A 22,433-nucleotide genomic window follows, 5' to 3' on the forward strand; every position below is an offset into this window, starting at 1 on the left:
AAGCATATGTTCTTTATCGGGCGGGAGAGGGACAGCATGATTGCAGAGGTTTATTATGGAGCAACATGATTCATTAAGAAAGGAAATCATTGCTGGAGTAATCGGCTTTTTTACAACCGTTTATATCGTTATTGTGAATGGGTCCATCTTAAGTGAAGCGGGAGTGTCTTTAGAAACTGGAATGATTGCAACTATTATGGCCAGTTTCGTTGGTACGATGATGATGGGTATATTTGGTAAACTACCATTAATACTTATTCCTGGAATGGGTATTAATGCATTATTTGCATATTCCATTATCGGTAATAATGACTTCTCTTTTCAAGAAGGGTTAGCCATTGTGTGGATTGCCGGTCTTATATTTGTTATTACCGCGTTCACTCGTTTAGGGACTATTTTAAAAGAAGCAATCCCAGACTCATTAAAACATGCGATTACTGTCGGATTAGGCTTCTTCTTAATTCTTATCGGATTAGAAAAAAGCGGGATTGTCATCAGTGGAGATAGCACGGTAATAGCGATTGGAGACTTTACATCACCGACAGTGATTACCGGGTTAATCACTTTATTTATTGCTATCTTCCTGTTTGTCAAAAATGTCCCTGCTAACTTTTTAATAACGATGGTAATTGGAACTGTGATTGCGATGGTAGCTGGTGTTGAAACGAGACAAGCTAGCTCGATTAATTTACAATTAAACGAATTGGTGTTCATCCCATCATTTCAAGCTATTGGAGATATATCCTTCTGGCTAGCTATATTTACGCTATCACTGATTCTCATATTTGAGAATATGGGAATATTAAACGGTCAACTTGATATGTTGGGTAAACAAAAAGGGTATAAAAAAGCATTTCGAATTACAGCAATGTCTTCGTTAACATCTGCTTTGTTTGGAACATCTCCAACGGTCTCAAGTGCTGAGAATGCGGCGGTAATTGCATCTGGAGGAAAAACAGGAAAAGCGGCAATCACTGCAGGAATATTATTCCTAGCAACGATTATATTCATTCCTTGGATATCGCTAGTTCCTAATACAGCAATTAGTCCTATTTTAATTATTGTCGGCTTTCTTATGGCACAAAATATTAAGCATTTACCTTTACAGCAACTTGCAGATTGTATTCCAGCTCTGTTAATTGTTGTCATGATACCTTTTACGTATAGTATTGGGGATGGAATGGCTTTTGGATTTATTGCTTACCCGATTGTAAAATGGGCATTAGGTAAAAAAGAAGAAATTTCAAAACCATTGCTAATTATTTCAGGATTATTTTTCTTGGAATTTGCTTTAAAAGTAATTGGTATTTAATTATTAAAATAAGCTACCGAACTTATCGGTAGCTTATTTTAATAATCAGCAAATTATAATTCTAAGTCAAATATTAAGGTAAGCAAGACTCTCTTCTGCTTTGCCTATTCCACCTTGAAGGTCTGTTCGCTGATATTGATGATTTGTATTTGATTTAAGTATTGTATTAATAGTTATTATTCAACATATAGATTTCACATGCTCTAGTATATACATGTTTATATATTTGTGTTTATGTCATTTGTAAATCAGTATTTCAATTATCCCATAAACTTTTTCTCTAATAAAGGGATCTTTTTCTAGTTAGTTGAAGCCGTGCCTGCTAAAAAGCGGTCGCCTGCAATGGAAATCAAACAGCACAACATTCGTTTTTTAAACCAAATACCTTAATTATGAAATTGGTTCGGATACGACAAATTAATAACTAGTAACGGGTTTAATAGTTTTCTAAAAAAACAACAAAATCCTGCACACGTAAAAAAGCAGGTGTTGGACACATTCCATCACCTGCTTTAAATTACTATTCCACAGAAAAGATATAAGAATATATAGGTTGTTTTCCATCATGAACTTCTACTTCTAGATCGTAGTTATCTTCGATGAAAGCAGTTAACTTATCAACTTCCGATTCATCTACGTCTTCCCCATATAGAATGGTTAACAATTCATCTTCTTCTGTAACTAATTTTTCTATTAATGATTTTGCTGACTCTAATTGGTCTTTGTTTGTATTGACAATTTTTCCTTCATTAAGTCCCATGAAGCTGCCTTTTTCAATCGGCAAGCCATCAATTTGTGTATCTCTTACCGCATACGTAATTTGCCCAGTTTTAACTTGCAGACTTGCTTCTTCCATCACCGCTTTATTCTTATCAATATCCACATCCGGATGGAAAGATAACACCGCGCTAATACCTTGAGGAATTGTCTTTGTTGGGACTACTCGTACATTTACTTCAGCAATTTCTGCTGCTTGTTCTGCAGCCATTAAGATATTTTTATTATTTGGTAAAACAATTACATTTCTGGCATTTGTTTGATTAATCGCTTCTGTAATATCTTGAGTACTTGGATTCATTGTTTGTCCACCCTCAATAACTACAGTCACACCTAAACTTTCAAATAATGTTTTTAGTCCACTTCCCATTGCGACTGTTACAATAGCAAATTCTGTTTTCTCTTTTGGCTTTTTCTTATCACCAACAATGGCAGTATGCTGTTCTCGCATGTTTTCAATTTTCATATTAATTAGACTACCATATCGTTGTCCTAAGTTCATACAAGTGCCTGGTGTTTCAGAATGAACATGTACCTTTACAATTTCATCATCGGAAACAACGAGTAAAGAATCACCCAACTCACTAAGCTCATTACGGAAATCATCTTCGTTAAATGGATTTTGTTTAAGTTTATCATCTTCAAACTTAACCATAAACTCTGTACAATATCCAAAAACTATTTCAGACGTATCCATAAAGTCTTGCGTGACTTTATGATGTTCTGCATTTACCATTTCATCCATATTCACATTAGAAGCATCATCTTCAGGAAGTTCTTCACCTTTTAACGATGCTAAGAAGCCTTCATAAATTGTTACTAGTCCCTGTCCACCTGAATCAACTACGCCTACTTCTTTTAAAACTGGTAATAAATCTGGAGTGCGTTTTAATGACGCTTTTGCCTCTTTTAATACTTCTTCCATAAATTCGATGATATCTGTATGCTGATCTGCAATATTCATTGCTTTCTTTCCAGAATCTTTCGCTACTGTTAAAATTGTGCCTTCTACTGGCTTCATAACTGCTTTATACGCAGTAGCGACTCCTCCATCAAATGCTTTTGCTAGATCTTTAATTGCTAATGTTTCCTTGTTTTCCATTCCTTTAGCAAAGCCACGAAAGATTTGCGAAAGTATTACTCCCGAATTTCCACGTGCGCCCATTAGCAGTCCTTTAGCAAATGCATTAGCAACTTCAGATGCATGACTGGTATCAAGTTTTTTTACTTCATTAGCGCCAGAAGTTATCGACAAATTCATATTCGTTCCTGTATCACCATCTGGTACAGGAAATACATTTAAAGCATCTATTTTTTTAGCGTTATTCGAAAGATGATGTGCTCCGGAAAGCACCATTTGTGATAACATTACGCCATCTATTTTTTCAATCGCCACTCTATTTCCTCCTCATAAACTGTAGCAATTAATCCTTCGCTACACGAACTCCTTGAATAAAAATGTTGACAGAGTCTATTGATAATCCTAATGATTGGCTTAATGTATATTTCACCTGTGACTGTACATTATTCGCAACTTCAGAAATTTTAGTTCCATAACTCACAATAATATACATGTCTATATGTAGCTTATCATCTTCTTGTCGGACTACTATTCCACGTGAATAATTTTCCTTGCGTAACATTTCAGCAATTCCATCTTTTATTTGACTTTTTGAAGCCATTCCAACAATTCCATAACACTCTACTGCTGTTCCTCCTGCAATTGTTGCTATAACGTCTGTAGTAATCGTTACTTGGCCGTCATTTGTATTTAATTCAATGGACATTTATAGTTCCTCCTTTATGGTTATCTATAAATCAAAGCTTCCATCTTATGGGTATTGGTATTCTCCTTCCCCATTCATGGCTTGACGATAGATTCAGGTCTCTAAAAATCCTTTTATGGCTGTAGATTTTATTCTTTGTCTTAACTAGACTTTAGAATGGCTATTATTCCATTCTCTACAATAAATTTCGCTTATTTTATCACTCGACATTATATACGTATAATAACGCTACATAGTTGAATAAATTATACTACACCGCTGATAAATTTAAAAGCAAGTACTAAGATTAAGTATAAGTGCTTACAAAATTTCCCCTTTATACAATGGACGAAATCCCTGATTCTGTCAAGTCTTTTTTCTTTATCCCAAAATCTGGTTATGTTATTTTTTTTGGTAACTAGAGTATGATAAATCCCTATCTGCGAAAGATTCAATTGCATTATTAGGTTACATATGATAAATTAAATTAGTAATACTGAGACAGTTATAGAGTAAGGAGGGAATAACATGGCTAGAAAATGTGTTGTAACTGGACGTCAAACTCGTAGTGGTAACCAACGCTCTCACGCTATGAATTCCAACAAGCGTAATTGGAAAGCGAATGTACAAAAAGTACGTATCATGGTAGACGGTAAACCGAAAAAAGTTTATGTATCCGCTCGCGCCCTAAAATCAGGTAAAGTTGAGCGCGTCTAATATACAATGATAACCGTATGATAAAAAAACCTTATGCCAATAGTGGCACAAGGTTTTTTTAGTGGATTTTTATAGAAGTAGTCCGATTTATGAAAAAAAATGCTTCTGCCATCAATGACAAAAGCCTGTTTACTTATCACTTATCTTTTTTAAAAATACCTATGACAATCTTCACAAACCCACCAACAAACTTAGGAAGCTTAATCGTATAAAATTTCATGAATAAGGACCCCTCCTGTTTTACCATCCAGCATCTATGTTGCTACTGGATCGTATCACAACTCTTTATTAGTAATAGTATGCCTGCCCGAAAAGAAAAAGTACCTTTTTTTTGACTAAGCTTGTTTGAAATACATAAAGAGGATCCCCATTCAATTGTTTGTTCTATTAAAGGATATTCAAAACCTTTTAAAGTTAATCCTTCTATTTTATTTGTATAAGCAATAAAAGAAATATAGGTATAGCCATGACTTTCGATGATATATTTTCCTGATTCTAGCATCTCAATTTGATTAGATTTATCAATAATTCTCGCCTCAATGTTGCTTTGAAGTAACTGATATAATAATTGAATATTCATTAGTTCATGATCGAGTCTGCCACCTGTAACACCAAATAATAATATACGATCCACCTGCTGTTCACTAGCGGTTTGAATGGCAATTTCTAAATCAGTATAATTTTTTTCTGCAGAATAAGTTAATACTTCCTTGGCATGTTTGTTTATTAATTGTCTTTCTTCGTTGGATACAGAGTCAAAGTCACCGAGAGCAATATCCATATTTATATTAGACTCTGCCAAGTAAAGTGCTCCTCGATCTGCACCTATCCAACAATCTATTTCATCATGATAGTGGTTTAGATCGGGGAGCATATTCTTCGGGCCATTTCCAATGATACCGATGGTTTTCATTATCCTCTAGCCTTTTCTCTTATCGTCTCAATAGCTTGCTGTCGATTTTTTTGATTAAAGATAGCACTTCCAGCTACTAATACATCTGCGCCATTAGCTGTACATATTCCAGCTGTTTTTTCATTAACTCCACCATCCACTTCGATTTCATAGGAGAGCTTATACTCTTTTCGCCAATCTGCTAGTTGCTTAATTTTTGAAGTTGTCGCTTCGATAAATGATTGTCCACCAAAACCAGGATTAACCGTCATCACTAATATAAGATCTACTTCAGTAAGAACCGGTTTAATTGCTTCTGCTGGTGTTGCAGGATTAATAACTACTCCTGGTTTTACACCGTAAGAACGAATCAATTGCAGTGTTCGATGTAAATGTATACACGCCTCCTGATGTACAGTAATAATAGATGCGCCAGCTTCTGCAAAAGCAGGAATATATGCGTCTGGATTTTCTATCATTAGGTGAACATCTATAGGTAAATTCGTTATTGGTTTAATTGCATCCACAACTAGGGGACCAATTGTTATATTAGGAACGAAATGTCCATCCATTACATCAACATGGATATAATCCGCACCTGCTTCTTCCACTTCCTTTATTTCTTGACCTAGTTTTGCAAAATCCGCTGATAATATCGATGGTGCTATTTTTGTCATTCTAATACCTCGGCTTTCTTGTTTGTATTTCTTCTAAGAAACGTAAATAGTGATTGTAACGAAATTGGGCGATTTCCTCGTTTTCTACAGCTTCTTTCACTGCACACTTTGGCTCTTTGTCATGCATACACCCCCTGAATTTACATAAGTGCATGCGAGCACTAAATTCAGGAAAAGTACCTGCTAATTCCTCGGCTTCGATCTCCTGAAACTCTAGTACGCTAAAACCAGGTGTATCTGCAACCAAGCCAGTTCCTATTTTCATTAATTCGACATGTCGAGTAGTGTGTTTTCCTCTACCAAGACTTTTAGAGATTTCAGCAGTTTCTAATAATAAAGAAGGATCTAGCACATTGATTAAGGATGATTTACCTACTCCTGATTGTCCTGCGAAAACAGATACTTTCCCATCAAAATATGGTTCTAATTCTGGCAATAGATCCTGATCCTTAGAAGAAACTAATTCAACTCGATAGCCAATTTGTTCATACTGGTGTCTATATGCTTTGATACTTACAAGTTGTTCTTCATCTAATAAATCGACTTTTGTAATTAATATTATTGGTTCGATATGTTTAGATTCAATTAATACTAGAAATCGATCAAGCAACAACGTACTAAAGTCAGGGTCAACCGCAGAACTAACGATAATTGCTTGATCAATATTAGCAATTGGAGGTCGAACTAATTCATTCGACCTTTCTTTAATTTCCATAATATATCCTTCGTTATCATCTTTTGGCTCAAATTCAACATAATCACCAACTAGAGGGGTTATTTTTTTGTTTCTAAATAGCCCTCTCCCTTTACAAACGAATTGTTGATTATCTGATTGTACGTAATAAAAGCCACTCAGTGCTTTTATAATCCTTCCTTCAGCCATTTAATCTTCTTCTCCTTCATAAGAAACACTTCTTTCTCTAATTACCTCATCATCTCTTGTAACTTTATACTCTGCCTCTGAATCAGGCGGAACCATTAAGGTGAAGGTGAATTCTTCATCCTCTGTAATCGGTCTTTCTTCATAAACATCGGAAATTTCATTATTGGCATCACCAATATAGACACGAACTATTTGTTCAACTGGCTCACCCTCATTACCTTCTTCATTCTCCGAATCCTCTTCAGGAGGCTCATAATTTACTGTAAAAGAAACCGTGTGCGAACGAGGGGGGATTTCCTCTGGACCCATAGAGAAATACACATCAACAGTTGATCCCTTCTCCAAATCCGTTCCAGAAGGTGGCTCTTGTCTTATTGCTCTTCCTTCTTCCACGTTGCCTGAGTATTCTTCATGAGAATTCATTGTTAATTCATTGCGATCAATATAATCCTGAACTTCTTCCTTCGTCATGCCAGTTAGATTATTTAAACTAATTAGCTCTGGACCAGAGCTAATCTCGAATATTACCTTTGTTTCTCCTGGAACCACTTCACTACCTGCTTCTGGTTGTATTTGTGAAATAATCTCACCTACTGGCTCATCAGATGTTTTTTCATAAGAGGTAATATCGGTAAAACCTTCTTCTTCTAGTAACTCTTTCACCTGCTCAAAGTCTTGACCTTCATAATCTTCAAATTCCACTCTTTCCTGACCTTGACTTACAAAGATGGTAACTGTTGAACCTTCCTTGACCGTTCTTCCAGCATTCGGATCAGTTCGTACAACAAGTCCATTTTCAATTTCATCTGAGAATACTTCTTCTTCTTCTACTTCTAAATTGTTCTCTTCAAGTGTCTGTTTCGCATCTGCAGAATCCATCTCAATGACGTCTGGCATTGGAATATCTTTCGGTTGTGTCGCAAATACCGTAATACCAGTTATCAATAGCGCCAATAGAAGAATTGAAAATACAATCCAAAAAACTTTTTTCTTTTTTGATTTTGGTTTTTTATTCTTGGATTTTGACTTCTGTTTTTTCACTTTACCTTTTTTCTTCTTTTTACCATCTTTTGAGTCGGTTTCTTCTGGGAAATTTTTTGTACTCTGATTGGCCGAATGAATAATGGTATCATCATTATTATCGACTACATTATCTTGATCAGTAATGATTGGTATCGCTTTTGTTTCGTCACCAACTTCATCTGGTAACGTAAATGGTTCTTCATCCAATCTACTTGGATCCAGCGCAGTTTCTAGTGCTTCTTCTAATTCATAAATACTATTATAGCGATGAAATGGATCTTTTGCTGTAGCCTGTAGTACAATATTTTCCACACTTTGTGGAATTGAAGGATTCGCTTTTTTTACAGACGGTGTATTATTCTGCAAATGTTTAAGTGCGATTGATACAGGCGATTGCCCGGAAAAAGGTAACTTACCTGTTAATAATTCATATAAAACAATTCCCATTGAATAAATATCTGACTTTTTCGTAGCCATTCCTCCACGTGCTTGTTCTGGTGAAAGGTAATGAACAGAACCTAAAATAGAATTAGTTTGTGTCAGAGCTGTAGCACTTAATGCCATTGCAATACCGAAATCTGTTACTTTAACTTGTCCAATACTATTAATTAAAATATTTTGTGGTTTTATATCTCGGTGAACGATTTCATTCGCATGTGCATGAGCTATTGCGGATGATAATTGCTTCATAATATCTAATGCTTCTGGTACATCGATTGGCCCATGTTCATGTATGTATTCTTTTAACGTCATTCCATCTACATATTCCATAACCATATATAACAGTTGATCTTCTTCCCCAACATCAAATATATTTACAATATTAGGGTGAGATAAACTCGTCGCTGATTGCGCCTCACGATCAAATCGAGCGATAAACTCTTGATCATGTATATATTCCATGCGGAGGGCTTTCACAGCAACATCTCGTTCTAAAATCGTATCTCTGGCAAGATAGACATTAGCCATTCCGCCCCCGCCAATTTTCTTAATTATCTTATATCGTTCATTCAGTAGTTCTCCTTTATTCAACAGGATCACCTGCCTCCACAGAACTATCGTCATGGACAATTAATATCAGAGAAATATTATCTTCTCCTCCCCGATTATTTGCTAACTGAATCAGTTCACTACCAATTGCTTCAATATCCTTAGTAGAATCCGTAAAATCAGCAAGTTCGTGTTCAGTCACCTTATCAGATAACCCATCCGAACATAATAATAATCGATCATTCTTTTGCCATGTTAACGTTTTTAAATCCACATTCACCTGATTATCCGTACCTAATGCTCGCAGAATCACATTTTTACGGGGGTGTATTTCAGCATCATCCTCAGAAATTTGTCCAATTCGAACTAATTCGTTTACAAAAGAATGATCCTCGGTTACTTGTTGGAAGCCATCTTCGTTTAGTAGATAACAGCGACTATCTCCAACATGAGCAATTGTTACATATTCCTCTACAGCAACAGCAATAACTACCGTTGTCCCCATTCCTTCACAACGTTTATCTTCTTGTGACTTTCGAAAGATATGTTGGTTTGTTAGTTGAACAGCTTCTTTTAACCAACCTTCCACTTGTTCTGGTCCTTCCAAGCGGTCGGTATCTAACCATTTTTGTTTAATACTATCAGTTGCTAATTTACTAGCTACATCACCTGCTTGGTGACCGCCCATACCATCAGCAATAATTGCAATTAGTTGGTTACTCTTATTGTAAAATAATCCACCAGCATCTTCATTATGATTTCGAACCTTACCGCGATCCGTAAGAAAATGTCCTTCCACTTGTTCCCCCCCTATCTCCAATTTTATTTCATTAATCATAATTAACTAACTTTACATCAAGTATTGCACAATTTTACCAATAACAAAACGAAATTATCGGATTTTTTTAAATCTCGTTAAAAAGAAGCCATCTGTGTGAAAGTCTTGTGGGAATAATTGCAACCCTTCTCCTGACCATCCAGGAGCATCTTGTAATTCTTTAGGTAATTCATCACGAAAGCTTAAATCAATTTCCACATCATTATGTTGCTGCACTACATTACGAACTACATTATCATTTTCTTCCTTATCGACTGTACACGTACTATAAATGAGTAAGCCATTTTGTTTTAACAATGGAATAACTTCGTTAAGTATATCCTGCTGAATAATTGCTAACCGGTGAATATCTTCTTCTGATTTCTCATATTTAATTTCTGGTTTTCCATTAATTACTCCTAATCCTGAACATGGAGCATCGACAACAATACGATCAAACGAATCTTTCTCATATTTACTTGCTAGTTTCCTTGCATCGCCTTTTTGAGCGTGGATAGAAGTTAGATGCAATGTAGATGCTTTTTCATCAATTAATTTAATCTTTTTGGCATGTAAATCAAAAGCATGGATAGTACCCTTATCTTGCATCTTCTCAGCGACATGTGTCACTTTTCCTCCAGGTGCACTACAACCATCCAATACATGCATCCCCGATTCCACTGCTAACATTTCACCAACAAGCATGGAACTTTGATCCTGAATGGTGGCTTTTCCTTCTTTTATAAGGTTTGTTCTAAAAATATTTCCTTTTTTAATAATAATACCTTGATTAGAAAATATAGATGGACGAGATTCAATACCTAATTGATTCAATTCTTGCATTACTTCTTCTCTAGAAGTTCGCAAGGGTTGAATACGTATGGAAAGTGGATGACGTTCTAAGTTATTTCTACACATATTCGCTGTAGTTTCTATACCATACATTTCTGCCCACCGTTTTACTAACCATTCTGGATGACTCGTCTCAATTGCTATAAGTTCTATTGGATCTTTAATATCCGTTAGATCTGGTACTCCCTGACGTTGTAAACTACGTAATACTCCGTTCACAAAAGATGCTATTCCTTTGTGACCACGCTGTTTTGCAATTTCCACTGACTCATGAATTACCGCATGGTCAGGAACCTTTTCTAAATAAATCATTTGATAAAATGACATTCTAAGCAAGGATTGAACCCAAACATCTAGCTTTTTCTTTGATTTAACAAATTTAGATAAGTAATAATCCAATGTCATCTGATGTTGTAAACTTCCATATACTACTTCTGTAAGTAGACGTTCATCCTTTTCATTAAATTGTCGTTGTTTTAATTCATGGTTTAGCAGTAGATTACTAAAACCATGATCTTTCTCGATACGAATTAATATATCGAGCATCGTATTACGTAGTTGATACTTCATTTTAATCACCTAATTTAACTCCTAATTTTATTCGATCTTGTGAACCTTTTAAATAATCTTCAACCAACATGCGTTTTTTACCGGCAGGTTGTATTTCACTGATTTTCACCGTGGTGTTATTACCACATTGTACATAAAAACCATTTGTATCTTTTTCAATAACCTCACCAATATTTCCCGATTTTGTAAATCGAGAGGTTTCTTCTCCCCACCATATTTTCATTACTTTACCTTCATAGGTTGTAAATGCTACTGGCCATGGATGTAAACCTCTGATATGATTTACAATTTCTTCAGCTGATTTTGACCAATCAATCCGTTCTTGTTCTCTTTTTATATTAGAAGCAAAAGTAACCAAACTTTCATCCTGCTTCCTCGGTGTTATTTCATTATTAAATAATGGAGGAAGTGTTTCGGCAAGTAGATTAGCACCAGCTTGCGATAATTTATCATGCATCGTTCCAACATGATCATCCTTTTCAATTGGAACTTCAACCTGCGTCAAAATATCTCCTGCATCTAATTTTTCTGCCATATACATAATCGTAACGCCAGTCACATTTTTTCCTTGCATAATTGCATAATGAATTGGTGCACCGCCACGTAACTCTGGAAGAAGTGAAGCATGTACGTTAATACAACCATAAGTTGGACTTTCTAGTATCTCTTTCGGCAATATTTGACCATATGCTGCAGTGACTATTAAATCAGGTTTTAAATCAATAATTTTTTCAAAATCATCTCGTAGTTTTTCCGGTTGAAAAATATCCAAATTATGTTTGATTGCTTCTTCTTTAACTGGAGGTGGTGTGATTACTTTTTTTCTCCCTTTCGGCCGATCAGGCTGTGTAACCACTAACACAATGTCATATTTTAATTCTATTAACCTTTGCAATACTGGTACTGCAAAATCTGGAGTTCCCATAAATACAATTCGTTTCACTATTTATACCTTCTTTCATTGTACGCTTTTTTACATCATATAATAAGGCTGCATATCGATAGTTAATTGCAATTGCTGCTTTCTAATTTCATCAGAAAAGTGATCCTGTATATGACCTAGGTATTCATGCAAATTTGGTTCATTTTTGTATTTTATCATGCATTGATAGCGATATCTATCTTTGATCCTAGGTACAGGTGATGGAGTTGGACCTAACACAGTTGTTCTTTCCTCCACAATATTGGAAAGCATCTGTACAATTTCTTGCGTCACTTGAATTGCTCTTGCATGGTTTTCATGAGCTACTGTAATAAGCCCTAAAAATACATAAGGTGGATATTGAAACGCCTTTCTCATCGCCATTTCTTTCCTATAAAAGTTGTCATAATCATACTCAGATGCAAACTCAATACTATAATGCTCTGGCGTATACGTTTGAATAATTACTTCTCCTGGAAGCTCATGTCTACCAGCTCTTCCACTAACCTGTGTTAATAATTGGAAAGTTCGTTCAGATGATCGAAAGTCTGGAATATGCAACATAGAGTCTGCAGAAAGTACACCCACTAATGTTACATTAGCAAAATCAAGACCTTTAGCAATCATTTGTGTTCCTAATAATATATCTGCCTTTTTCTCGGAAAATTGTTTTAAGAGTTTTTCGTGAGAACCTTTTCGTCTCGTTGTATCAACGTCCATCCTAATCACGCTAGCTTCAGGCATTTGTTTTGCCAATGCTTCTTCTACTTTTTGTGTACCCGTACCAAAATATCGTATTAAATCACTTTCACACTCAGGACAAATCTGCGGCACTGCTTGTTCATACGAACAATAATGGCATTTCAGACGTTGTGTATTCTTATGATATGTTAATGCAATATCACAATGAGGACATTCACACACATGGCCACAGTCTCTACACATGACAAATGTGGAGTATCCACGTCGATTTAATAGAAGTACAATTTGTTCTCCACGTCGTAATCTTTCTTCCATCTGTTCCATCAATGGACGAGAAAACATGGATCGATTGCCTGCATGTAATTCATTACGCATATCCACGATATCCACTTTTGGCATGGTCTGATGGTTTGTTCGTTCCTGTAATGTTAATAATGTGTACACATCTTTAGAAGCTCTAGCAAAAGATTCAAGGGATGGAGTGGCACTCCCAAGTACAACTGGACATTGATGATATTTGGCCCGCTCGATCGCAACATCTTTTGCATGATAACGCGGTTGATCCTCTTGTTTATATGTTGTTTCATGCTCTTCATCTATAATGATAATTCCTAGATTTTCAAATGGAGCAAATATGGCTGATCGAGCACCTACTACTACTTGTACTTCTTGACGATGAATTTTTCTCCATTCATCGTACTTTTCTCCCGAGGATAATCCACTATGCATAACCGCTACTTTACTTCCAAACCTACCTTTAAATCTATTTACCATTTGAGGGGTAAGAGAAATTTCCGGTACAAGTACAATAGCCTCTTTTCCTTCTTCAATTACTTGTTGAATCGCTTGTAAATAAATCTCTGTTTTCCCGCTACCAGTTACTCCATGCAACAAGAAAATTTCATCGGTATGGTTTTCCATACTCTTTTTTATTGGTTCCATAGCTTGAGCTTGTTCATTTGTTAACGTTAAAGGAGAAGTTGGTTCGATAAAATGGTCTTTATATGGATCACGAAAGACTTCTTTTTGATAGGTTTGAACAATTCCCTTTTCCTCAATTGTCTTTAATGTCTGTGCAGAAGCATTGGTTATTTGTAATAGATGTTTCTTTTCTATTTCACTTTGATTATCTGCAAGATAGTTTATTAATTGCTGTTGTTTACTTGCATTCTTTGGTAAACTCATTATCTCTTCTTCTAACTGAATTGGAGATTTTGAAGGGATGACCATCGTTTGATATTTCTTCGTGATTCTGGATTGTACATGATATGATACAGATAGATCTCCAGAATCAATATAACTTTTAATCACCCTATATGAGATGGTTGATTTTCCAATCTCTTCAAAGTCAATCGATTCACGACCAGCAAATAACGCTTCAAGTTCATCTGGCAATTTCCCTTCGGTTTCTCTTACTAAATCTTTACTATACTGTGATTTTAAAACTTGTGGAAGCATCGTTTGAAGAACAGTAATGGATAGACTTAATGTTTTCTGAGAAACCCATTTACCTAAATTCAATAACTCCTCTGTTAATACTGGACTAATATCCAATACATCGATTATTTCTTTTACCTTTGTTAAAGAAGTCTTAGCTTTAACTTCTGTCACAAAACCCATAATTTTTCTTGGTCCAAAGGGTACAATTACCCTCATACCTTTTTGGATAATACCTTGAAACTGCTCAGGAATAAGATAATCAAATGTTTGATTCGTTGAACTAGATGGCACATCCACAATAACACTTGCTATATTCAACGGTCATCATCCTTTAAGTCTCGAGCAATCAATTTAAATAATTGGTAGGCTATATCTGACTTTGTTGCTTGCTGGATTGGCTCTTGTTGTTTTTTCTTGTTTATATAAGTAACAATATTCGTATCCCTCTCAAAACCAGCACCTTCTGAACTAACGTCGTTTACAACAATTGCATCTAGATTTTTACGATCTAGTTTTCCTAATCCGTATTCAATTGGTGTATCTGTTTCAGCAGCAAATCCTACTAAAAACTGATGTTTTTTCTGTTCACCTAGTGTTGCTAATATATCTCTTGTTCTTTCCATTTCAATTGTGTAATCTCCGTCCCTTTTCTTTATTTTTCCTTGATGAATGAATTTAGGACGATAATCTGCAACTGCTGCAGATTTAATGACAATATCTTGTTGGTCAAAATGGTCTATGATCACATTAAACATCTCTTCTGCAGAAGTTATATCAATTCGTTTAATATTAGGATGGCTTATTTGTAAATTTACTGGACCTGAAACAAGTGTAACTTCCGCTCCTAGATTTGCCGCTGCCTCGGCTAAGGCAAATCCCATTTTCCCCGATGAACGATTAGAGAAAAAGCGAACAGGATCTACGATTTCTCGAGTTGGACCTGCAGAAATAAGGATTTTCTTTCCATGTAAATATTGTTGTTGTGAAACATGTCTTTGGATGACAGAAACAATCTCTTCCGGTTCTTCTAATCTTCCTTTTCCGACATAACCACAAGCTAAATAACCTGCGCCAGGTTCAATAAAGTGATATCCCCAAGATTCAAGCTGTTTCATATTTTTAATAACAGCTGGGTGCGCGTACATATGTACATTCATTGCAGGCGCTATATAGACTTCCGCTTGTGTCGCCAACATCGTAGTTGAGAGCATATCATCTGCTTGTCCACTAGCCAGTTTGCTAATAATGTTTGCTGTAGCTGGAGCAATAATGGCAATATCTGCCCAATCAGCAATATCAATATGCGCTATTTTTTTTGGATTTTTTTCATCGAAAGTATCTGTATATACTGGATTTCTAGTCAATGCTTGAAACGTAAGTGGTGAAACAAATTCACGAGCACTTTCTGTCATTATTACCCTTACCTCTGCGCCTGCTTGACTTAGTTTACTTGCAAGACCGCATGCTTTATATACAGCTATTCCACCAGAAACGCCAAGTAAAATTTTTTTGTTTTGTAGCATGATTTTACCCCCTTCAACTATCCGATCATTCTACCTTATTTATAACATATAATGTGAACAATCGCTTTTCAAAAGTATTAACCATCCGATACAATGAAAAACCCTCCGCAGTGGCAGAGGGTCCATTTTAATTCTCAATATATAATTTTCCTGCTTCAATTTCTTCAAGAGCCATACCAACAAACTTATGAGATTTCGATTTCTCAACCAATGGTTGTTTTGTCGTTTCACTCAATTGTCTCGCTCTTCTTGCAGATAGTGTAACTAGGCTGTATTTAGATTTAATTCGTTTTTGTAAAGAGTCAATAGAAGGTTCTAACATCATGATAACTCATCCTCCAATATCTTTTTATATTGTTTTGCAATTCTCTCTCGTTTCAAGTGTTCACTTTTAATAATTGTTTTTACTTTATCAACTGCATGCTGTACTTCGTCGTTCACCACTACATAATCGTAAGCATCCATCATCTCGATTTCATTACGCGCTTCTTTTAATCGATTAAGCACCAATTCCTGAGATTCTGTTCCACGACTTACAATCCGGTTTTTTAACTCATCAAGGCTTGGTGGGAACAAAAATATAAACACGCCTTCTGGGAAGTTTTCTTTTACTTGTAATGCACCTTGCACTTCTATTTCTAAGAAAACATCTTGTCCTTTTTCTAACGTTTCTTCCACATAGTTTCGAGGTGTTCCATAATAATTATTGACATATTGAGCATATTCTAAAAGCTGGCCGTCTTTAATTAATTGTTCAAATTCCTCTTTTGTTTTATAAAAATAATCAACACCGTCTACTTCTCCAGGTCGCCTATCTCTCGTTGTCATTGAAATAGAATATTGCAAATCCGTTTCTTCTTCAAATAACTTCTTTCTTACCGTCCCTTTTCCAACTCCGGATGGGCCAGATAGAATAAATAAAATGCCTTTCTCTTTTATCAACTTATTTCCTCCTACTATGTGATTCTACTCATCTGAAATTTCATCGTTACTAATTACTCGCTGACCAACTGTTTCTGGCTGTACAGCAGAAAGAACAACATGGTCACTATCTGTAATAATAACTGCTCTTGTACGTCTACCATATGTAGCATCCACTAGTTTATTATTATCTCTAGCAACGGTTATAATACGTTTAATAGGTGCTGACTCCGGTGAAACAATTGAAATTATTCGATTGGCAGAAACAACGTTACCAAAACCGATATTTATTAGACTTAAATTCAACTTACTTCCCCCTCAATCATATTACAACTACTTTTTTCTCTAATTATTCTTCTCTAATAGTAACATTATACTTTATCTTTATCGAATTTTATACCATAAATTTGCTAGACACAATACGTATAGAAGAGTTGGAAGAAAAAAAATATTTAGCAAACAAAAAGTTTTGAATACAACTGCCATAGATGATCGAACGCAACTAACCTACTAAAAAGCTGATCTAAACAACAGTCACAAACTAATATTCTATCATGTTTTACAAACAAAAGACCCGAACTTTTACGGCACTTGATCTAAGACGCGTAAAATTCGGGCTCGGGATACGAATGATTCCACTACATGGTTTATTTATTTTTTTGAATAGCCGAAGACTACAGTCGGGATTGCTCCTAACCCAACAACTAACAACCAATCTATAAGACTGAGTGCAGTTGTATGGAAAATCGGTTGAAGTGGTGTCCAATAAATCACAACTAATAACAATAATAACGAGGAAAGCACCGCATAAACAAGGTACATATTTCCAAATGGATTTCTGGCAAAGACCGAATGTTCGCTTCGACAATCAAAAACATGAATCAATTGTGCAACTACTAATGTAGCAAATGCAGTAGTTTGAGCATAAATCAGATGCTCAGGATTATTTTGATGCGTTACCATAAAAGCTATCAATGTAACAATCCCTATTAATATTCCTCGCGATACAATTTTATATCCTAACCCTCTTGAAAAAATACCTTCTCTAGGATTCCTTGGCTTACGCTTCATTACATCGCCTTCTGCTTTATCCACACCAAGCGCCATGGCAGGTAATCCATCCGTCACTAAGTTCACCCAAAGTATTTGTACCGGAACGAGTGGTAGTGGTAATGCTAATAACATAGCAAATAACATGACTAGTATTTCTCCAACATTAGAAGCTAGTAAGTATCGAATAAATTTACGGATATTTTCATAGATGTTTCTGCCTTCGTTTATAGCAGATTTTATCGTTGCAAAATTATCATCCATTAATACGAGTGATGAAGCTTCTTTTGTTACATCTGTACCATTAATCCCCATGCTGATACCAATATCACTTGCCTTTATTGCTGGAGCATCATTCACTCCATCCCCCGTCATAGCAACTATATGCCCCCTATTTTGAAAAGCTTTTACGATTCGTAATTTATGTTCTGGAGTAACTCTTGCAAAAACGTATGCATCTTCAATGACATCTTCCAATTCATGATCTGACATGTTGTTTAATTGTTTCCCTTCAAATAGTAGTCCATTTTCAGGTAACAATTGTAAATGACTTGCAATTGCTCGAGCAGTATGTGCATGATCTCCCGTTATCATTACTGTTTTGATTCCTGCTTCCTTACATTCACGTATTGCTGACTTCACTTCTTTTCTAGGTGGATCCATTAACCCATACAATCCAATAAATGTGAGTTCATTTTCAATCAGTGCACTATCAATATTCATATTATTAGGTAAAATACGTACTCCAATCGCAATTGTTCGGAGCGCTTTTCCAGCCATATGATACACAGCATTTTCAATTTCTTTAGTATCTTCTTTTTTTAATAGTGAGCGTCCATTTTCATCTAGATAATAGGTGGATCGAGGTAATAAAACATCGGGAGCTCCTTTTGTTATAACCATCTTCATTCCATTTTTGTCTTCAACAATTACACTCATTCGTTTACGATCAGAGTCAAATGGTAATTCTTTAATAACATGATAGTCTTCTTTTCTATCAACATGTAAACCTAATTTTCGTGCTGCTACTAATAACGCGCCATCAGTTGGATCTCCGTCAATAAAATTTTTTCCTTTTTTAACCATTAACTGTGAATGATTACATATCATTCCATAGAGTAGCATCGTTTCTAGGTTTGGGTGCGTTCGCTCAACTTTATTTTTGTTTAAAAAGAAATCACCTTGAGTTTGGTAACCATCTCCAGTTACATATAAATATTCACCATTCAAATACATTTCTTTAACAGTCATTTGATTTTCCGTCATGGTTCCTGTTTTATCAGAACAAACAACTGATGCACAGCCTAATGTTTCTACGGCAGATAATTTACGTACAATTGCTTTCTTTCGTATCATACGCTGTACTCCAAGAGACAACGCTACTGTCACGATTGCAGGTAATCCTTCTGGAATAGCTGCTACCGCAAGTGAGACACCTGCTAGAAACATTTCGTACATAGGATGCCCTTGTACTACCCCAACACCTACTACCAACACCGTCAATAACAAGGCAACTACAATTAAAATTTTCCCTAACTCTGCCAGTTTCATTTCAAGTGGAGTTACGGATTTTTTCGTTCCTTGAATGAGAGATGCTATCTGGCCCATCACCGTCTTCATACCTGTCCCAACAACAACACCGGTTCCAGAACCACGGGTAACCATTGTCCCCATGAACCCCATATTCGTTTGGTCTTGAACATCCAAGTTCTCAGCAGTTATTGCTGTAGCATGTTTGCTGACGGGTAGTGACTCTCCAGTTAATGCAGATTCTTCAGTTTCCAAACCATTAGACTTAATAATGCGAATATCAGCTGGAATACGATCCCCGCTATTAATGCGTACAACATCTCCAATAACGATATCGCGAGAAGATATTTTTTCCCATTGTTTTTCTCGTAACACACTAGCAATTGGAGCAGAAAGCTCTTTTAATTTCTCTAATGAATTTTCTGCTTTTTGTTCTTGAAAAAATCCAATACACCCATTTATCAATACAATCACCATAATTGCGATTGCATCAATATATTCTCCAAGTAAACCAGCGATTAATGTCGCGGCTAACAAAACCAACACCATAAAATCTTGAAATTGTTTGAAAAATAGAATCCAATTTGAAACTTGCTTCTTAGATTCTAATACGTTTTCGCCATGTTGTTTTCTTCTTTCCACTGCTTGATTGTTGTTTAAACCGCGATTTGAAATTACTTGGAGCTTCTGCTCTACTTTTTCTACATCTAATTGATACCATTTCATCAGCATTCCTCCGACAATGAATAGATTGTACAAGCTCTTAATCCATATCTATGCCGTTCCCAGTAAAAAAATGCTATAATGTCGCAAGAGGTGATTTATTATGCCATTTGATGGTATTGTTACTAGAGCCATAACCGAAGAGTTACAAAATGAAATAGTTCGTGGTAAAATTGCAAAAATCTATCAACCAACTGATAGTGAAATTGTCATGACTGTACGGAACAATTCTGTGAATCAGACCCTGTTATTTTCGATACATCCAACATATGCTAGATTTCATATAACAAATGATAATTATATGAATCCGAAAGAACCTCCGATGTTTTGTATGATTTTACGAAAGCATTTATCTGGAGCCATTATTGAAAAAATCGAACAAAAAGGATTGGAAAGAATTGTAATATTAACAATACGTACAAGAAATGAAATTGGTGATGTAAGCTATAAACAATTAATCATGGAACTAATGGGAAAACACAGTAACCTTATTTTAGTCGATCAAGAAAAAGGTGTTATCATTGATAGCTTAAAACACATTTCTTATTCTCAAAATCGGCATCGTTCTATACTTCCTGGTCAATCCTATCAAGCACCACCAGATCAGCAAAAGTTCCATCCATTAGAACTTTCAAGCGAGCAATTTATTCAAAAGCTTGATTTTAATTCAGGCAAAATTGATCAGCAGATGCTAGAAATACTGGAAGGTTTTTCACCATTGGTTACGAAAGATCTTGCATCAAAAGTAGCTCTAGGAACAAATGAACAATATCAATCCATGTTTGAAGAAGTACAACGTCGATTAGCTACACATGAATATACTCCATCGATCTACCGAAATGGAAAAGAAGATTTTCACGTACTTCCATTAACATTAAAAAGCAATGTAGAAAAAGAATCATTTGAATCAGTAAATAAAATGTTAGATGCGTTCTATTCTGGAAAAGCAGAACGAGATAGAGTAAAACAGCAAGCAAAGGATTTATATCGATTTATAAAAAATGAAAAACAGAAAAATGAACGTAAACTAAAAAAACATCAACAAACAGTTAAAAAATCAGAGCATGCCGATGAATATCAGCGATTAGGAGAACTTTTGACTGCGCATATGCATGAAGTTCAATTTGGCGATAAGCAGGTAGAGGTTGTGGATTATTACGATCCTGACCAAAAAAAGGTATTAATCAAACTAAATCCTCAAAAATCACCAAGTGAAAATGCACAAAGCTATTTTAAAACGTATGCTAAATTAAAAAAATCAAGACAGGTTATGCAATCAGAAATTAAACGGACAGACTTGGAAATCCAGTATTTAGACCAGTTATTACAACAATTAGATGTCGCTAGTACAGAAGATATTGAGGAAATACGCGAAGAATTAAGAGAAGAAGGCTATTTGAAAAAACAGCGACAGTCGAAGAAGAAAAAAAAGCCGCAAAAACCAGCACCAGAAGAGTATATCTCTTCAGAAGGTACTACGATCCTTGTCGGCAAAAACAATAAACAAAATGAATACGCAACGATGCGTTTAGCAAATCGTGATGATATTTGGTTGCATACAAAAGATATCCCTGGTTCGCATGTGATTATTCGAGATAAACAAGCTAGTGAACAAACGATAGAAGAGGCTGCTCAATTAGCTGCTTATTTTAGCAAATCACAGCAATCTTCTTCGGTACCCGTAGATTATACATTCATTCGTCATGTTAGAAAACCAAACGGTGCCAAACCAGGTTATGTCATTTATGATAATCAAAAAACGATTTATGTAACACCATCTAAAGAAACTGTCGATCGATTAAGAAAAGGATAAAGTTAAATTTAGCATAGAAAAAAGGTTCAAACCTGATTTGGTTTGAACCTTTTATTATATATTTCCTAATTAAACAGCTTCTGGTTTTAATGTTACTTCAATATTGCCACGAGTTGCTTTTGAATAAGGACAGAAATCATGTGCTGCTTCTGCTAATTCTTGTGCCTCATCTTGGCTAACACCTTCTATTTTAATATGAAGTGTAGCTCCAATTTTGAAGCCACCATCAGATGGATCTTTCATAAAATGGACATCTGCAGTTGTCTCAGAACTAATTTTCTTCCCTTTTTCAGATGCTACATGGCTAAGCGCACCATCGTAACAAGCAGAATATCCTGCAGCAAATAATTGCTCTGGATTCGATCCTTTTTTATCGGATTTACCTCCAGCAGGGTTAACTAAATCTACATCAATAATCCCATCATCTGATTTCACATGTCCATCTCTACCATTTTTGGCTGTGGCTGTTGAAGTAAATAGAATATCACTCATACGATCACTACTCCTTATTATTCTAACGTATAGTTCTTATA

The 22,433-nt window shown here is 35.5% G+C and carries 20 protein-coding genes; 3 read left to right on the forward strand and 17 right to left on the reverse strand.

The window, feature by feature from the left end; genetic code table 11:
- Nucleotides 1-55 precede the first annotated feature (55 nt).
- Nucleotides 56-1,312 carry an NCS2 family permease gene (locus ABC346_RS15045; RefSeq protein ID WP_413235618.1) on the forward strand — a complete coding sequence of 419 codons (1,257 nt, stop codon included), beginning with the start codon at nucleotides 56-58 and terminating at the stop codon, nucleotides 1,310-1,312.
- Nucleotides 1,313-1,832: 520 nt separating this feature from the next.
- Here ABC346_RS15045 and ABC346_RS15050 read toward each other — a convergent pair.
- Together ABC346_RS15050 and ABC346_RS15055 are read right to left on the reverse strand one after the other, a co-directional pair.
- Complete coding sequence (locus ABC346_RS15050; RefSeq protein WP_413235619.1) at nucleotides 1,833-3,485, reverse strand: DAK2 domain-containing protein; 1,653 nt, start codon at nucleotides 3,483-3,485, stop codon at nucleotides 1,833-1,835.
- A 28-nt stretch (nucleotides 3,486-3,513) separates the two neighbouring features.
- Nucleotides 3,514-3,876: an Asp23/Gls24 family envelope stress response protein gene (locus ABC346_RS15055; protein WP_413235620.1), complete on the reverse strand. Its 363-nt coding sequence runs from the start codon at nucleotides 3,874-3,876 to the stop codon at nucleotides 3,514-3,516.
- A 507-nt stretch (nucleotides 3,877-4,383) separates the two neighbouring features.
- Here ABC346_RS15055 and rpmB point away from each other — a divergent pair.
- The gene (gene rpmB, locus ABC346_RS15060) at nucleotides 4,384-4,572 is read left to right on the forward strand and encodes a 50S ribosomal protein L28 (protein WP_010649390.1); all 189 of its coding nucleotides are present in this window, start codon (nucleotides 4,384-4,386) and stop codon (nucleotides 4,570-4,572) included.
- A 136-nt stretch (nucleotides 4,573-4,708) separates the two neighbouring features.
- Here rpmB and spoVM read toward each other — a convergent pair whose 3' ends face one another.
- The 14 genes from spoVM to ABC346_RS15130 all read right to left on the reverse strand — a co-directional run bounded on the left by spoVM (nucleotide 4,709) and on the right by ABC346_RS15130 (nucleotide 20,090).
- Nucleotides 4,709-4,819 (reverse strand): stage V sporulation protein SpoVM, encoded by a 111-nt coding sequence (gene spoVM / locus ABC346_RS15065; protein ID WP_413235621.1) that lies wholly within the window; start codon nucleotides 4,817-4,819, stop codon nucleotides 4,709-4,711.
- Between the two features lie 15 nt (nucleotides 4,820-4,834).
- Entirely contained in the window at nucleotides 4,835-5,485 is a 651-nt protein-coding gene (locus tag ABC346_RS15070) for a thiamine diphosphokinase (protein WP_413235622.1), read from the reverse strand.
- The gene (gene rpe / locus ABC346_RS15075; RefSeq protein ID WP_413235623.1) at nucleotides 5,485-6,141 is read right to left on the reverse strand and encodes a ribulose-phosphate 3-epimerase; all 657 of its coding nucleotides are present in this window, start codon (nucleotides 6,139-6,141) and stop codon (nucleotides 5,485-5,487) included. The genes ABC346_RS15070 and rpe overlap by 1 nt, the downstream gene beginning before the upstream one ends.
- 1 nt (nucleotide 6,142) lies before the next feature.
- Nucleotides 6,143-7,024, reverse strand: coding sequence for a ribosome small subunit-dependent GTPase A (gene rsgA / locus ABC346_RS15080; RefSeq protein ID WP_413235624.1), 882 nt, complete (start codon nucleotides 7,022-7,024; stop codon nucleotides 6,143-6,145).
- The gene (gene pknB, locus ABC346_RS15085) at nucleotides 7,025-9,079 is read right to left on the reverse strand and encodes a Stk1 family PASTA domain-containing Ser/Thr kinase (RefSeq protein ID WP_413235625.1); all 2,055 of its coding nucleotides are present in this window, start codon (nucleotides 9,077-9,079) and stop codon (nucleotides 7,025-7,027) included.
- Entirely contained in the window at nucleotides 9,072-9,836 is a 765-nt protein-coding gene (locus ABC346_RS15090; RefSeq protein WP_413235626.1) for a Stp1/IreP family PP2C-type Ser/Thr phosphatase, read from the reverse strand. The genes pknB and ABC346_RS15090 overlap by 8 nt, the downstream gene beginning before the upstream one ends.
- A gap of 93 nt (nucleotides 9,837-9,929) precedes the next feature.
- Entirely contained in the window at nucleotides 9,930-11,276 is a 1,347-nt protein-coding gene (gene rsmB, locus ABC346_RS15095) for a 16S rRNA (cytosine(967)-C(5))-methyltransferase RsmB (RefSeq protein WP_413236564.1), read from the reverse strand.
- 1 nt (nucleotide 11,277) lies between these two features.
- Nucleotides 11,278-12,219, reverse strand: a complete 942-nt coding sequence (gene fmt / locus ABC346_RS15100; RefSeq protein ID WP_413235627.1) for a methionyl-tRNA formyltransferase — start codon at nucleotides 12,217-12,219, stop codon at nucleotides 11,278-11,280.
- 30 nt (nucleotides 12,220-12,249) lie between these two features.
- Entirely contained in the window at nucleotides 12,250-14,658 is a 2,409-nt protein-coding gene (gene priA / locus ABC346_RS15105; RefSeq protein ID WP_413235628.1) for a primosomal protein N', read from the reverse strand.
- On the reverse strand, nucleotides 14,655-15,863 hold the full coding sequence (coaBC, locus tag ABC346_RS15110; RefSeq protein ID WP_413235629.1) for a bifunctional phosphopantothenoylcysteine decarboxylase/phosphopantothenate--cysteine ligase CoaBC: 1,209 nt from the start codon (nucleotides 15,861-15,863) through the stop codon (nucleotides 14,655-14,657). Before coaBC ends, priA begins: the two co-directional genes overlap by 4 nt.
- Nucleotides 15,864-15,990: 127 nt before the next feature.
- Nucleotides 15,991-16,188, reverse strand: a complete 198-nt coding sequence (gene rpoZ, locus ABC346_RS15115; RefSeq protein WP_413235630.1) for a DNA-directed RNA polymerase subunit omega — start codon at nucleotides 16,186-16,188, stop codon at nucleotides 15,991-15,993.
- Nucleotides 16,185-16,805 (reverse strand): guanylate kinase, encoded by a 621-nt coding sequence (gmk, locus tag ABC346_RS15120; protein WP_017796618.1) that lies wholly within the window; start codon nucleotides 16,803-16,805, stop codon nucleotides 16,185-16,187. Before gmk ends, rpoZ begins: the two co-directional genes overlap by 4 nt.
- 24 nt (nucleotides 16,806-16,829) lie before the next feature.
- On the reverse strand, nucleotides 16,830-17,090 hold the full coding sequence (gene remA, locus ABC346_RS15125) for an extracellular matrix/biofilm regulator RemA (protein ID WP_011065902.1): 261 nt from the start codon (nucleotides 17,088-17,090) through the stop codon (nucleotides 16,830-16,832).
- Between the two features lie 345 nt (nucleotides 17,091-17,435).
- Complete coding sequence (locus ABC346_RS15130) at nucleotides 17,436-20,090, reverse strand: cation-translocating P-type ATPase (RefSeq protein ID WP_413235631.1); 2,655 nt, start codon at nucleotides 20,088-20,090, stop codon at nucleotides 17,436-17,438.
- A gap of 100 nt (nucleotides 20,091-20,190) precedes the next feature.
- Here ABC346_RS15130 and ABC346_RS15135 point away from each other — a divergent pair, with 100 nt between their 5' ends.
- Nucleotides 20,191-21,900, forward strand: coding sequence for an Rqc2 family fibronectin-binding protein (locus tag ABC346_RS15135; RefSeq protein WP_413235632.1), 1,710 nt, complete (start codon nucleotides 20,191-20,193; stop codon nucleotides 21,898-21,900).
- Between the two features lie 69 nt (nucleotides 21,901-21,969).
- Here the strand turns inward: ABC346_RS15135 and ABC346_RS15140 are convergent, their stop codons facing one another.
- Nucleotides 21,970-22,392 (reverse strand): organic hydroperoxide resistance protein, encoded by a 423-nt coding sequence (locus tag ABC346_RS15140; RefSeq protein WP_413235633.1) that lies wholly within the window; start codon nucleotides 22,390-22,392, stop codon nucleotides 21,970-21,972.
- Between the last annotated feature and the right edge of the window lie 41 nt (nucleotides 22,393-22,433).

The sequence above is a fragment of the Oceanobacillus phoenicis genome (assembly GCF_047238145.1).
In the GTDB taxonomy this organism is placed as follows: Bacteria; Bacillota; Bacilli; order Bacillales; family Amphibacillaceae; genus Oceanobacillus.

Bases quoted from the DNA above. Each gene is read 5' to 3' on its own strand.
- ABC346_RS15045 (WP_413235618.1), top strand. From the start codon at position 56: ATGGAGCAACATGATTCATTAAGAAAGGAAATCATTGCTGGAGTAATC.
- ABC346_RS15055 (WP_413235620.1), bottom strand. From the start codon at position 3,876: ATGTCCATTGAATTAAATACAAATGACGGCCAAGTAACGATTACTACA.
- rpmB (WP_010649390.1), top strand. From the start codon at position 4,384: ATGGCTAGAAAATGTGTTGTAACTGGACGTCAAACTCGTAGTGGTAAC.
- spoVM (WP_413235621.1), bottom strand. From the start codon at position 4,819: ATGGTAAAACAGGAGGGGTCCTTATTCATGAAATTTTATACGATTAAG.
- ABC346_RS15070 (WP_413235622.1), bottom strand. From the start codon at position 5,485: ATGAAAACCATCGGTATCATTGGAAATGGCCCGAAGAATATGCTCCCC.
- rpe (WP_413235623.1), bottom strand. From the start codon at position 6,141: ATGACAAAAATAGCACCATCGATATTATCAGCGGATTTTGCAAAACTA.
- rsgA (WP_413235624.1), bottom strand. From the start codon at position 7,024: ATGGCTGAAGGAAGGATTATAAAAGCACTGAGTGGCTTTTATTACGTA.
- rsmB (WP_413236564.1), bottom strand. From the start codon at position 11,276: ATGAAGTATCAACTACGTAATACGATGCTCGATATATTAATTCGTATC.
- coaBC (WP_413235629.1), bottom strand. From the start codon at position 15,863: ATGCTACAAAACAAAAAAATTTTACTTGGCGTTTCTGGTGGAATAGCT.
- rpoZ (WP_413235630.1), bottom strand. From the start codon at position 16,188: ATGATGTTAGAACCTTCTATTGACTCTTTACAAAAACGAATTAAATCT.
- ABC346_RS15130 (WP_413235631.1), bottom strand. From the start codon at position 20,090: ATGAAATGGTATCAATTAGATGTAGAAAAAGTAGAGCAGAAGCTCCAA.
- ABC346_RS15135 (WP_413235632.1), top strand. From the start codon at position 20,191: ATGCCATTTGATGGTATTGTTACTAGAGCCATAACCGAAGAGTTACAA.
- ABC346_RS15140 (WP_413235633.1), bottom strand. From the start codon at position 22,392: ATGAGTGATATTCTATTTACTTCAACAGCCACAGCCAAAAATGGTAGA.